This is a genomic window from Microbacterium sp. NPDC089190 (assembly GCF_040701795.1).
In the GTDB taxonomy this organism is placed as follows: Bacteria; Actinomycetota; Actinomycetes; order Actinomycetales; family Microbacteriaceae; genus Microbacterium; species Microbacterium galbum.
In genome coordinates this window covers 158,053-170,114 of record NZ_JBFBHF010000001.1, presented here as the reverse complement: position 1 = coordinate 170,114, position 12,062 = coordinate 158,053, and the positions used below count along the sequence as shown (strand labels likewise).

Here is a 12,062-nt window from a genome sequence, read left to right as displayed (position 1 = left end):
CGCGGGCGATGGCGTGCGGTTAGGGTCGAGCGATGCGAGGGGGGACGCGATGACCGCTGAGCCGGGATGGTACGACGCCGGGACGCCGGGGAAGCTGCGCTGGTGGGACGGGGCGCAGTGGACGGCGCACGAGGCCCCCGTTCCCGAGGGCCGGGCTCCCGAGGAGGCGCGGCCGTCCATGGTGGCCGAGGATCGGCATCCGCACTCCTCCGCCGGCGAGGCGGACGGGCCGCGGCCCGGGTGGTACGCGACCCGGTCGGAGCTCGTGCGCTGGTGGGACGGGAGAGTCTGGTCCGGCTCGCGCATCCGGAGAGGCCGGGTCGGCGTCGACTGGGCCGTCACCGAATCGCCCGCTGTCGCGTGGACGATGGGAGCGGTCTTCCTCTCGCTCGCGTTGCTGCAGGGGACGTTCGCCGCGACAGCCGGCAGCTGGCCGTTCTCCGCGGTGACGACGCTGGTGCTCGGTGCGCTGTTCCTCGCGATGGCCGCGCAGACCACGGCGGTGCGGCGCACCCCCGCGCCTCAGGGTGACCCCCTCGACCCGGATGCCGTGCGGCCGCTGCCCGGGGCGGTGGAGGGCCCCGGAGCGGGGTGGTATCCGATCTCCCGCACGATGAGCCGGTGGTGGACGGGGACGCGGTGGACCGCGTACACGCTGACCCGGTGGGGCATCCGTCCGACGTTCCACGCGGAAGCGGCCCTGCAGACGCTCGTGATCGTCGCCATCCTCGTCGCCGTCCTCGCGGTCGCGGCCGTGATCGCGGGGATCGTGACGCTGGTGCTCGCCGCGGGCGGAAGCGACATCACCGCGATCGTCCGGGGGTGGATGCTCGCCGGGGGCGGGGTCGTCTTCGCCGCTCTGGTGGGCGTCATCCTGGCGATGACCCGCACGCAGACGCGCCTGCTCCTGCTGCCGAGCGAGCCGCCGTCCGTCGCGACGTCTCCGCTTCAGGGCTGAGCGCTCCCGGGTGTCGCGCGTATCGCGGCGCCCCGCCCGCGCGCCGGCGCCCTCGGCCCGAGGACGCCGTCGACAGCCATCCGCGCCCCCGGCGTGCGTGTCCGTCGGTGGAACCGGACCCCGCCATCCGGCGCCCGGCGAGCCCGCTGGTAGCCTGAACCGGTGTCTGCCTCCACCGATGCGGCGCCCGTGAGCGCCCTCGCACCCGCCAACGATCCGACGTTCGACAACGTCTGGGATGAGTTGCTGTGGCGCGGCCTGGTCCACGTCTCCACCGACCAGGACGAGCTGCGCGAACTGCTGTCGGGGGACCCGATCGTCTACTACTGCGGGTTCGACCCGACCGCACCGAGCCTGCACCTCGGAAACCTCGTGCAGCTGCTGCTCATGCGTCGCCTGCAACTGGCCGGACACCGCCCGCTCGGACTCGTGGGCGGCTCCACCGGTCTCGTCGGCGACCCGCGGCCCACGGCCGAGCGCACGCTCAACACGCGCGAGACCGTCGCCGAGTGGGTGGCGATCCTGCGCGCCCAGGTCGAGCGATTCTTGAGTTTCGAGGGCGACAACGCCGCTCGCATCGTCAACAACCTCGACTGGACCGCCCCCCTCAGCGCGATCGATTTCCTGCGCGAGATCGGCAAGCACTTCCGCGTCGGCACGATGCTGAAGAAGGATGCCGTGAGCGCGCGCCTGAACTCCGAGGCGGGCATCAGCTACACCGAGTTCAGCTACCAGATCCTCCAGGGCATGGATTACCTCGAGCTGCACCGGCAGTACGGCTGCGTGCTGCAGACCGGTGGCAGCGACCAGTGGGGCAACCTCACCAGCGGCACCGATCTCGTGCGCAAGGTCGAGGGCGTCTCCGTGCACGCCATCGGCACGCCGCTCATCACCAACAGCGACGGCACGAAGTTCGGCAAGAGCGAGGGCAACGCCATCTGGCTGGATGCCGAGATGTGCAGCCCGTGGGTGATGTACCAGTTCTGGCTCAACACCGACGATCGCGACGTGATCGAGCGGCTCAAGGTGTTCACCTTCCTCTCGCGCGCCGAGATCGACGAGTACGCCCGTCTGGTCGAGGACGAGCCCTTCCGTCGCGCCGCGCAGAAGCGTCTCGCGCGCGAGGTCGTCACGACGGTGCACGGCGCCGACACGACCGACAGCGTGATCGCCGCGACCGAGGCCCTCTTCGGCCAGGGCGACCTGACCGGACTGGATGCCACGGTGCTCCGCACGGCGCTGCAGGAGCTGCCGCACGCGACCGTCGCCGCCGGCTCGAGCGTCGTGGAGGCGCTCACGGCCACGGGCCTGTCGTCGAGCCTGAGCGACGCGCGGCGCGCGATCGCACAGGGGGGTGTCTCGCTCGACGGCGCGAAGGTCGCGAGCGACGACGCGGTCGTGGAAGGGACGCTCCCGGGCGGGGTGTCGGTGCTGCGGCGCGGCAAGAAGACCCTCGCGGGACTCTTCCTCAGCTGACATGCCGTTCACGCCGAGCCACGCCGTCGTCGCACTGCCGTTCGTGCGCACGCGGCTGGTCCCGGCGGCGATCGCGATCGGGGCGATGACCCCCGACCTGCCGCTGTTCGTGCGCGGGATGTGGCCCGACTACGGCCTCACCCACGACTTCGCATGGCTGCCGGTGACGGTCGTCGTCGCCTTCGTCCTACTGCTCGTGTGGCGGTGCGCGCTGCGCCCCGCGACGCGCGAGCTCCTGCCGCGGCCGGTGGCCGAGCGGTTGCCGGCGCAGTGGGACACGGATGCCCGCGCGGGGGTGCGCGAGAGCGTCGGCGGGGGAGCCCTCGGCATCCTGTGGCTCGTCCTCTCGCTCGCGCTCGGCGTCGCCTCGCACATCGCCTGGGACCTCTTCACCCACGAGGGGCGCACGGGGGAGGAACTGCTCCCCGCCCTCGCGGAGCGCTGGGGCCCCTTCTCGGTGACGAAGTGGCTGCAGTACGGGTCGGGGGTGTTCGGGCTGGCCGTGCTGGGGATCTTCGCGCTGGTGTGGCTGTCACGGCATGCGCCCCAGCCCGTACGGAGGGTGCTTCCGGATGCCGCCCGCTGGGCGTGGTGGCTCTCGCTCCCGGTTCTGCTGGTCGTGGCATCCCTCGTGGCGCTGGGGGCCAACGGCGGGTTCGGCGAGGAGTACACCACCACCCACCTCATCTACGGTGTGCTGACGAAGGTCGCCGCCGCGTGGGCCGCGCTGACGGTGGCCCTGGCGCTGTTCGTGCAGGCGCGTCGCGCGCGGGTGGCTGTCCGCGCGGGGTAGGGGCGCCCGGAGCGCTCGGTGAGGAGGCGGCTGAGCGCGTCGGAGTCACCGGGCGATCGTGCGCGGGGTGGTGGCGCCTCGGGGAGCGATGGGCAGCAGGGCCCGGTCCCTTCGACGGGCTCAGGGACCTCGGTTGCGTGGCTCGGGACCTCGGTTTCACGGTTCGGGGGCGCCGCCCGCGGGTCACACCGGGCGGGAGAGCGGGCGGCGGTTAGACTCGGAACCGTTATGACGAAGGCGGGAGACTCGGTGTCGGCGAGCACGAAGGGCACGAAGACGGGCGCGGACGAGGTCATCCTCGGACCCACCGGACGCCCCTACCAGGGGTTCCCCACCCCGAAGCCGCTCGACGGACACGGTCCCGCCCGCATCATCGCGCTCTGCAACCAGAAGGGCGGCGTCGGCAAGACGACGACGACCATCAACCTCGCGGCCTCCCTCGCGGGCTACGGCCGTCGCGTCCTCGCGATCGACTTCGACCCGCAGGGCGCGCTGTCGGCGGGTCTCGGCATCCAGACGCACGACGTGCCGACCATCTACGACCTGCTGCTGGACACCAAGCGCGACCCGCGCGAGGTCATCGTGCACACCCGCGTCGAGGGTCTCGACGTGATCCCGGCCAACATCGACCTGTCGGCGGCCGAGGTGCACCTGGTCAACGAGGTCGCCCGCGAGACGATCCTGGCCCGCGTGCTGCGCAAGGTCGCGGCCGACTACGACGTGATCCTCGTCGACTGCCAGCCCTCGCTCGGTCTGCTCACCGTCAACGCCCTCACCGCGGCGCACGGCGTGCTCATCCCGCTCGAGTGCGAGTTCTTCGCCCTGCGCGGTGTCGCACTGCTGGTCGAGACCATCGACAAGGTGCGCGACCGCCTCAACCCGGCGATCGAGCTCGACGGGGTGCTCGCGACGATGTACGACCCCCGCACCCTCCACTCGCGCGAGGTGCTCGAGCGGGTGGTCGAGGCGTTCGGCGACGACGTGCTCGAGACGGTGATCGGTCGCACGGTGAAGTTCCCCGACGCGTCGGTCTCGGGCATGCCGATCACGGAGTTCGCCCCCGAACATGCCGCCGCTCAGGCCTACCTGCGGCTGGCGCGGGAGCTGGTCGCCCGTGGCGCCGTCGCCTGACGACACCCCCACGGGCAGCCCCGTCGCGGCGCCGCCGGGTCCCGAGCCTGCGGAAGGCACTGACGCGGCGAGTCCCGGTGGCTTCGACGGGCTCAGCCACCTCGCGACCGGCGACCCCCTCCCTGCTGAGGTCCCTGAGCCTGTCGATGGGACCGGGACCGACGCTGGCGGTTTCCGCGTTTCCCTGCCCGACTTCGACGGACCCTTCGACCTGCTGCTGACGCTCATCTCGCGCGCTGAGCTCGACGTGACCGAGGTGGCCCTCAGTCGGGTGACCGACGAATTCATCGCCTATCTGCGCGCCCTCGGCCCCGACGCCGACCTCGACGAGGCATCGGAGTTCCTCGTCGTCGCCGCCACCCTGCTCGACATGAAGATCGCCGGACTGCTCCCGCAGGGAGAGCTCGTGGATGCCGAATCGGTGGCGCTGCTGGAGGCCCGCGACCTGCTCTTCGCGCGTCTGCTGCAGTATCGCGCGTTCAAAGAGGTCTCGGCCTGGTTCGCGCGCTGCCTCCAGCGCGAAGACAAGAGGCACACGCGCGCCGTGCGCCTCGACGAGAAGTATCGCAGCGCGGTCCCCGAGCTGAAGTGGACCCTCACCGCCGCCGACTTCGCGGCGCTGGCCGTCGTCGCCCTCGCCCCGAAGCAGATCCCGACCGTGGGACTCGATCACCTGCACGCCCCGCTCGTCAGCATCCGTGAGCAGGCCGCGATCGTCGTCACGCTGCTGCGCTCGGCGGGCACGCTGAACTTCCGGGATCTCGTCGCAGGTGTCACCGAGACGGGGGTCGTCGTCGCGCGCTTCCTGTCGATCCTCGAGCTCTACCGCCACGCTGCCCTGTCGTTCGAGCAGCTGGAGCCCCTCGGTGAGCTGACGCTGCGCTGGACCGCCGAACGGTGGTCCGAAGAGAACCTCGCCGCCCTCGGAGCCGACTATGACCGCTGATCCCATGACTTCGCCCGCGGCGCAGGAAGCGCCTGCGGGGCCCCCGACCGCCGAGACCGCGCCCGCGCCATCTCCCGCGCCGCGGTCGGCCGACCCGGCATCCGTCGCTCGTCGCCTCGAGGCGATTCTGCTCGTGCTCGAGGAGCCGCAGAGTCTCGTGAGCCTCGCCGCCGCGGTCGGCGCTCCGGTTCCGGCCGTCCGCCAGGCGGTCGAGGCGCTCGTCGCCGACTACGACGGCGAGACCGGGGGACCGCGCCGCGGGTTCGAGCTGCGCGAAGTCGGGGGCGGATGGCGCCTGTACGTGCGCGAGGAGTACGACGTCGTCGTGGGGGAGTACGTCAACACGCAAGCGCCCTCGCGACTGTCGCAGGCCGCGTTGGAGACCCTGGCCGTCATCGCGTACAAGCAGCCCGTCACGCGCGGGCAGGTGGCATCCATCCGCGCCGTCAACGTCGACTCGGTCGTGCGCACCCTGCTCGCCCGCGGACTGATCACCGAGGTGTTCACCGACCCCGACACGGGGGCGATCCACTACGGCACGACCGATCAGCTGCTGATCAACCTCGGCATCAACTCGCTCGACGAGCTGCCGCACATCTCGCCGTTGCTCGACGACGGCTCGGACGGATTCGACGGAGAGGTACTGAAATGAGCGACGCTTCGACAGGCTCGACGACCGGGGGCGCAGGCTCGGCGAGTGAAGAGGGCGTGCGCCTGCAGAAGGTGCTGGCCAACCGGGGAGTGGCGTCACGCCGCGTCGCCGAGCAGATGATCGTCGAGGGGCGCGTGCGCGTGAACGGCCTCGTCGTCACCGAGCTGGGCCGCCGCATCCACCCCGAGACCGACCTCGTCGACGTGGACGGGACCGCCATCCAGCTCGACGAGTCGAAGCGCTACGTCATCCTCAACAAGCCCACCGGGGTCGTGAGCTCGATGAGCGACGACCGCGGCCGCCCCGACCTGCGTCGGTACACGAAGGACTGGGACGAGCGGCTGTACAACGTCGGACGACTGGATGCCGACACGAGCGGCCTGCTCGTACTGACCAACGACGGCGACCTCGCCCACGTGCTCGCGCACCCTTCGTTCGGGGTGACCAAGGTCTACATCGCGAAGGTCGAGGGGCAGGTGCTGCCGCAGACCATCCAGCGCCTGCTGAAGGGCGTGGAGCTCGAAGACGGACGCATCGCCGCCGACAAGGCGCGCCTCCTGGACGCCTCGCGGGGGGAGAGCCTGGTGGAGCTGACCCTCCACTCGGGCAAGAACCGCATCGTGCGCCGCATGATGGCCGAGGTCGGTCATCCGGTCGTCGAACTGGTGCGGCGGCAGTTCGGACCCCTTCACCTGGGAACACTCCCGGTGGGCAAGGCGCGCGAGTTGACTACAGTAGAACGTGGTGCCCTGCTCACGCTGTCTCGTCGAGACGGCGACGCTCCGGTGAAGTGAGCCTCCCGGGCGTCTCGCGGTGCGTGCGGCACCGCCCAGGGCAGCAGGAGACCCGATGAGCGAATCGAACGAGGCGTCCGCGCGCGCGGCGGGGCCTTTGGCGACCCGCACGAGCGGCACGGTCCGTGTCGTGGGCTCCGGTCTCCTCGGCGCGAGCATCGGCCACGCACTGACCGCCCGCGGGGTCGACGTGGTGCTCGTCGACGCGTCGCCCTCCCAGCTGCGGCTGGCGATCGATTACGGCGCCGGTCGCGCGGAGCGCCCCGACGACGCCCCCTCGCTGATCGTCGTGGCGGTACCGCCCGACGTCACGGCCGACGTCGTCGAGCGCGAGCTCGCCCGATACCCGGATGCCGTGGTCACCGACGTCGCGAGCGTGAAGCTCGAGCCCCTGCGCACTCTGCGGGCACGCGGGGTCGACCTGACCCACTACATCGGCTCCCACCCCATGGCGGGGCGAGAGCGCGGGGGAGCCATCTCGGCGCGCGCCGACATCTTCGTGGGCCGCCCGTGGGTGGTCTGCCGCGACGGCGAGACCTCGGCGCACGATCTGTCGCTCGTCGAGGGGCTGGCTCTCGACCTCGGCGCGACGCTCATCGAGATGACGCCCGAGGAGCACGACGAGTCCGTTGCGCTCATGTCGCACGTGCCGCAGCTCGTCGCGAGCCTGCTCGCCGGACGCTTCGTGGAGGCGCCCGACGGCTCCCTCCGTCTCGCCGGCCAGGGCGTGCGCGACACGACGCGCATCGCGGCATCCGCTCCCGAACTCTGGGTGCAGATCCTCGGCGCGAACGCCGCCCCCGTGGTCGACGTGCTCGATCGGCTCGCCTCCGATCTCACCGACGTGGCCGACGCCCTGCGCGATCCCGATGTGCCCGGTGCCCGCCGGACGGTGGCCGACACCATCCGCCGCGGCAACGAGGGCGTCGAACGCCTGCCGGGCAAGCACGGACAGAACCGCCGCTTCGATACCTTCGTCGTCATGGTCGACGACACCTCCGGACAGCTGGGCCGCCTCTTCGGCGAGCTCGGAGACCTCGACGTCAACGTCGAAGACCTGCGCCTCGAGCACTCGCCCGGTGCCCCGTTCGGCCTCGCCGAGATCAGCGTCGTGCCCGACGCGGTCCGTCGAGCCGTCGACGGACTCCAGCAGCGCGGATGGCGGATTGCGAGCACCACCCATGACTGAATCCCTCCTCAAGCCCGCCTTCGGCGCCCCGGCCGAGGGGTCGGCATCCGCGGCTCCCGTCGTCGTCGCGATCGACGGCCCCGCCGGCAGCGGCAAGTCGAGCGTGTCGAAGGCTGCGGCCGCGCGCCTCGGCTACGGCTTCCTCGACACCGGCGCCGCCTACCGCGCCCTCGCGTGGCACGCGCTCGAACACGGGGTCGACACCTCCGACGCCACCGCGGTGCTCGAGGTGTTCGGCGACTTCGACTACGCCATCTCGCTCGACACCACCGACCGGTGGGTGCGCGTCGGGTCCACCGACGTCACGACCGCGATCCGGGAGCCCCGGGTCACCGACGCGGTGAGCGGGGTGGCGCGCGTCGCCCCCGTGCGGCACGCGGTGAACGAGCTGTTCCGTCGGCTCGTGGCATCCGCGGGTCTTCCCGGCGTGGTGGTGGAGGGGCGCGACATCACGACGGTCGTGTACCCCGACGCGCCCGTGCGCATCCTGCTGACCGCGGCCCCCGAGGTGCGGGCGGCCCGACGCAGCAAAGAGCTCACCTCGCAGGACGCCGCGGCCGTCGCCGCGGCTCTGCGCAAGCGGGATGCCGCTGATTCCACGGTCGTCGACTTCCTCACCGCCGCGCCCGGCGTCGAGGTCGTCGACTCGACCCACCTCGATTTCGCACAGACCGTCGACGCCGTGCTGAGCGTCGTCGAGAACACGATGGGAGCCCGCGATGGGCGTTGAAGAAGACGAATACGAAGGCGGGCCCGACCAGCTCGCCGAGAAGATGCAGAACCTCGACGAGGCGCTCGCCGAGCAGCGAGCCGAAGCACTGCGTGCGGGCCTCGCCGACTTCGACCTCGACGAGGACGACGCCGAACTGCTCGCGGGGCTGGCGTCGGGCGACGGCGAGATCGAGTTCCTGCCCGCACTGCCGGTCGTCGCGATCGTCGGTCGGCCGAACGTCGGCAAGTCGGCGCTCGTGAACCGCATCCTCGGTCGCCGTGAGGCGGTCGTCGAAGACACCCCCGGTGTCACGCGCGACCGCGTCACGTACAAGGCCGAGTGGCTCGACCGCCGCTTCTCGCTGGTCGACACCGGCGGGTGGGAGCCCGACGCGAAGGGCATCGACCGCTCCGTCGCCGCCCAGGCCGAGGTCGCGATCGACCTCGCCGACGTCGTACTGTTCGTGGTGGATGCCACGGTGGGGGCGACCTCGACCGACGAGCACGTCGTGAAGCTCCTGCGCAAGAGCAAGAAGCCCGTCTTCCTCATCGCCAACAAGGTCGACGACGCCCGCCAGGAGCCCGAGGCCACGGCCCTGTGGAACCTCGGCCTCGGCGAGCCGCACCCGGTCTCGGCCATCCACGGTCGCGGCGTCGCCGACCTGCTCGACGAGCTCATGAAGGTGCTGCCCGAGGTCTCGGCGGTCGCGAAATACGAGATCGGCGGACCGCGCCGCGTCGCGATCCTCGGTCGCCCGAACGTCGGCAAGTCGTCGCTGCTGAACAAGGCCGCGGGCGAGGAGCGCGTCGTCGTCAACGAGCTCGCGGGCACCACCCGCGACCCCGTCGACGAGGTCGTCGAGCTCGGCGGCAAGCTCTGGACGCTGGTGGACACCGCCGGCATCCGGCGCCGCGTGCACCTGTCGCAGGGGGCCGACTTCTACGCGTCGCTGCGCACCTCGACAGCGCTGGAGAAGTCCGAGGTCGCGGTCGTCGTGCTCGATGTGTCGCAGCCCATCAGCGTGCAGGACCTCAACATCATCGACCTCGTCCTGGAGTCGGGTCGCGCTCTCGTGCTGGCGTTCAACAAGTGGGACCGCTTGAACGACGACGACATGGAGAACCAGGACCGTCGCCGCTACCTCGAGCGCGAGATCGAGCAGGACCTCGCGCACGTGGCGTGGGCTCCGCGCGTGAACATCTCGGCCCGCACCGGCCGTCACCTCGACAAGCTCGTGCCGGCGCTCGAGACGGCGCTGGAGTCGTGGGACACCCGCATCCCCACCGGCAAGTTCAACGCCTTCCTCTCGGAGCTCGTCGCCGAGCACCCGCATCCGCTCCGCGGCGGCAAGCAGCCCCGCATCCTGTTCGGGACGCAGGCGGCGACGCGTCCGCCGACATTCGTGCTGTTCACGACCGGGTTCCTCGACCCGGGCTACCGCCGGTTCATCCAGCGGCGCCTGCGCGAGATCTACGGCTTCGAGGGCACGCCGATCGTGCTGAACATGCGTATCCGCGAGAAGCGCCAGCGCTGAGCCGCGCGTCCGACGCCCCGGTCCCTCCTCTGGGGGTCGGGGCGTTCGCGTCGCCGCGGGCGGTCACTGCGACGCGTGCCGGGGTCGCGGGGCGATGTCCGGCGAGGCGCCGGGGGCGCAAGATGGTGGGTGCCTGTCGTCTCGGCGTCATCCCGCCGGGATGCCGGCCGGCTGCTCGTGGCGAGTCCCGTGCGGGGCCGGATGCAAGGGTCCGCGGCCGCGAGCCGGGTGCCGATACAGTGCACGGGCGACGGCGGGGGCCGTGGCATCCCTGATCCCTCCCGGAGGCGCGCCATGACCGCGATCGCACCACCCCTCGACCAGCCCTACTACGGCGCGCCGCTTCGCGCTGCCGTCAGGCGGTTCTTCGCGAAGTACGCGACCTTCCGCGGACGGGCGAGTCGCAGCGAGTACTGGTGGTGGGTCCTGACCGGGACCGTCGTGGGCACCGTGCTGAACGCGCTGCCGACACTGACCGACGGCGTGCGGATCGAGGCCGACGGCTCGACGACCATCACGGGACCGCACGGGGTGATCCTCTCGCTGATCTGGATCGTCTGGGCCCTCGGCACGATCGTGCCGACACTGGCCGTGCTGGTGCGGCGCCTCCACGACGCCGGGCGGAGCGGCCTGTGGGTGCTCGTCGGGATCGTGCCCCTCATCGGCATCCTGGTGCTCCTCGTCTTCACGGTGCAGGGGCCGCGGCCGGAGGGCGCACGCTTCGACGTCTGAGTCGACACGGAGCGTCGTTCTCGCACGGCGGGTGTGCGGTCTCGATACAGTGCACGAACGGGGGCGATCGGCCGCCGCGTCGCGAATCATCCGTCATCGTGTCAGGGGGACACACATGTCACACACGCAGAGCACCGCTCCGCTTTCTCAGCCGCTCTACGGCGCCTCGTTCGGCGCCGCCGTGCAGCGATTCTTCAAGAAGTACGCGACCTTCCGCGGTCGCGCCAGCCGCAGCGAGTTCTGGTGGTGGATCCTCGCGAACGCGCTGGTCTCCATCGTGCTCAGCGTGCTCGCGCTCCTCACCGGCGGACCGGCGGTCGACGAATACGGACAGACCGCCGCGCCGTCGGGTCTCGGCTTCGTCTTCTACGTGATCCTGCTGCTGTGGGGCCTCGCGACGTTCGTGCCGCATCTCGCGCTCATCGTGCGCCGTCTGCACGACACCAACCGCAGCGGGTTCTGGATCTTCATCGGGTTCGTTCCGCTCGTCGGCGGCATCATCCTCTTCGTCTTCGAGCTGCTGCCCAGCGATCCGCGCGGAGCGCGATTCGACGCCTGATCTCGATACCGAACGTCCCGGCCCCTAAGGGGGTCGGGACGTTCGCGTGTGCGGGGAAGATGGATGCCGCCGGCCCTGCGCTCGGCATCCGCTCGCGAGTGGCGTCGGTGGCGGTACCGGGGGCCCTGCCCGCCCACCGCGCCGTCTCGGGGCGGGCGTCAGGCGGACGCCGCCGGACGCACGAGGGCGGTGCGGTCGGGCTCGACGAAACCGTACTTCCGGTACAGTCCGTGCGCGTCGCTGGTGAAGAGCGTCCAGCGGAAGTGCGGGCCCGGACCCTCGTCGATCATCAGCGACACGAGGCCCCGGCCGATGCCGTGGCCCCGGTGCCCCTCGACGACGAAGACGTCGGCGAGGTAGCCGAAGGCGACCCCGTCGGAGATCGCCCGTGCGAAGCCGACGAGCTCACCGGTGTCGCGGCGGTAGGCGGCGACGAGGCGCCACGCGCTGTCGAGCTGAGCCTCCACGTCGGCGCGGGTGCGCCACCGGGCCCAGTAGGCCTCGGTGCTCAGCCACTGCCAGACCGCGTCACGGTCGATGCGCCGGGGGTCGTCGTCGAATTCGTACTCCACACGTCAAGTGTGGC

At 71.3% G+C, this 12,062-nt stretch carries 13 protein-coding genes; 12 read left to right on the top strand and 1 reads right to left on the bottom strand.

The features are described 5' to 3' along the window. Positions 1-49 precede the first annotated feature (49 nt). The 12 genes from AB0230_RS00875 (at position 50) to AB0230_RS00820 (ending at position 11,476) form a co-directional block, all read left to right on the top strand. The gene (locus tag AB0230_RS00875) at positions 50-958 is read left to right on the top strand and encodes a DUF2510 domain-containing protein (RefSeq protein ID WP_366373420.1); all 909 of its coding nucleotides are present in this window, start codon (positions 50-52) and stop codon (positions 956-958) included. Between the two features lie 162 nt (positions 959-1,120). Then, positions 1,121-2,434, top strand: coding sequence for a tyrosine--tRNA ligase (gene tyrS, locus AB0230_RS00870; RefSeq protein ID WP_315993054.1), 1,314 nt, complete (start codon positions 1,121-1,123; stop codon positions 2,432-2,434). 1 nt (position 2,435) lies between these two features. Further along, a complete protein-coding gene (locus tag AB0230_RS00865) occupies positions 2,436-3,227 on the top strand; it encodes a DUF4184 family protein (RefSeq protein WP_363392525.1) in 792 nt (263 codons plus the stop codon). 228 nt (positions 3,228-3,455) lie between these two features. After that, on the top strand, positions 3,456-4,358 hold the full coding sequence (locus AB0230_RS00860; RefSeq protein ID WP_315993052.1) for a ParA family protein: 903 nt from the start codon (positions 3,456-3,458) through the stop codon (positions 4,356-4,358). Positions 4,359-4,542: 184 nt separating this feature from the next. Then, positions 4,543-5,304, top strand: a complete 762-nt coding sequence (locus tag AB0230_RS00855) for a segregation/condensation protein A (RefSeq protein WP_315994572.1) — start codon at positions 4,543-4,545, stop codon at positions 5,302-5,304. 4 nt (positions 5,305-5,308) lie between these two features. Beyond that, positions 5,309-5,956 carry an SMC-Scp complex subunit ScpB gene (gene scpB, locus AB0230_RS00850; RefSeq protein ID WP_366373417.1) on the top strand — a complete coding sequence of 216 codons (648 nt, stop codon included), beginning with the start codon at positions 5,309-5,311 and terminating at the stop codon, positions 5,954-5,956. After that, positions 5,953-6,750, top strand: coding sequence for a pseudouridine synthase (locus AB0230_RS00845; protein WP_366373415.1), 798 nt, complete (start codon positions 5,953-5,955; stop codon positions 6,748-6,750). Before scpB ends, AB0230_RS00845 begins: the two co-directional genes overlap by 4 nt. Before the next feature lie 55 nt (positions 6,751-6,805). Beyond that, positions 6,806-7,939: a prephenate dehydrogenase gene (locus AB0230_RS00840; RefSeq protein ID WP_315993049.1), complete on the top strand. Its 1,134-nt coding sequence runs from the start codon at positions 6,806-6,808 to the stop codon at positions 7,937-7,939. After that, complete coding sequence (cmk, locus tag AB0230_RS00835) at positions 7,932-8,669, top strand: (d)CMP kinase (protein WP_366373413.1); 738 nt, start codon at positions 7,932-7,934, stop codon at positions 8,667-8,669. Before AB0230_RS00840 ends, cmk begins: the two co-directional genes overlap by 8 nt. Further along, positions 8,659-10,185 (top strand): ribosome biogenesis GTPase Der, encoded by a 1,527-nt coding sequence (gene der, locus AB0230_RS00830; protein ID WP_315993047.1) that lies wholly within the window; start codon positions 8,659-8,661, stop codon positions 10,183-10,185. The genes cmk and der overlap by 11 nt, the downstream gene beginning before the upstream one ends. A 294-nt stretch (positions 10,186-10,479) precedes the next feature. Continuing rightward, positions 10,480-10,917, top strand: a complete 438-nt coding sequence (locus AB0230_RS00825) for a DUF805 domain-containing protein (RefSeq protein ID WP_366373410.1) — start codon at positions 10,480-10,482, stop codon at positions 10,915-10,917. 115 nt (positions 10,918-11,032) lie between these two features. Further along, the gene (locus AB0230_RS00820) at positions 11,033-11,476 is read left to right on the top strand and encodes a DUF805 domain-containing protein (RefSeq protein ID WP_366373408.1); all 444 of its coding nucleotides are present in this window, start codon (positions 11,033-11,035) and stop codon (positions 11,474-11,476) included. A gap of 158 nt (positions 11,477-11,634) precedes the next feature. Here the strand turns inward: AB0230_RS00820 and AB0230_RS00815 are convergent, their stop codons facing one another. Further along, the gene (locus AB0230_RS00815) at positions 11,635-12,048 is read right to left on the bottom strand and encodes a GNAT family N-acetyltransferase (protein ID WP_366373406.1); all 414 of its coding nucleotides are present in this window, start codon (positions 12,046-12,048) and stop codon (positions 11,635-11,637) included. Between the last annotated feature and the right edge of the window lie 14 nt (positions 12,049-12,062).

Excerpts from the sequence above, each read along its gene's own strand:
- AB0230_RS00875 (WP_366373420.1), top strand. The coding sequence starts at position 50 with ATGACCGCTGAGCCGGGATGGTACGACGCCGGGACGCCGGGGAAGCTG.
- AB0230_RS00865 (WP_363392525.1), top strand. The coding sequence starts at position 2,436 with ATGCCGTTCACGCCGAGCCACGCCGTCGTCGCACTGCCGTTCGTGCGC.
- AB0230_RS00860 (WP_315993052.1), top strand. The coding sequence starts at position 3,456 with ATGACGAAGGCGGGAGACTCGGTGTCGGCGAGCACGAAGGGCACGAAG.
- scpB (WP_366373417.1), top strand. The coding sequence starts at position 5,309 with ATGACTTCGCCCGCGGCGCAGGAAGCGCCTGCGGGGCCCCCGACCGCC.
- AB0230_RS00845 (WP_366373415.1), top strand. The coding sequence starts at position 5,953 with ATGAGCGACGCTTCGACAGGCTCGACGACCGGGGGCGCAGGCTCGGCG.
- AB0230_RS00840 (WP_315993049.1), top strand. The coding sequence starts at position 6,806 with ATGAGCGAATCGAACGAGGCGTCCGCGCGCGCGGCGGGGCCTTTGGCG.
- cmk (WP_366373413.1), top strand. The coding sequence starts at position 7,932 with ATGACTGAATCCCTCCTCAAGCCCGCCTTCGGCGCCCCGGCCGAGGGG.
- der (WP_315993047.1), top strand. The coding sequence starts at position 8,659 with ATGGGCGTTGAAGAAGACGAATACGAAGGCGGGCCCGACCAGCTCGCC.
- AB0230_RS00825 (WP_366373410.1), top strand. The coding sequence starts at position 10,480 with ATGACCGCGATCGCACCACCCCTCGACCAGCCCTACTACGGCGCGCCG.
- AB0230_RS00820 (WP_366373408.1), top strand. The coding sequence starts at position 11,033 with ATGTCACACACGCAGAGCACCGCTCCGCTTTCTCAGCCGCTCTACGGC.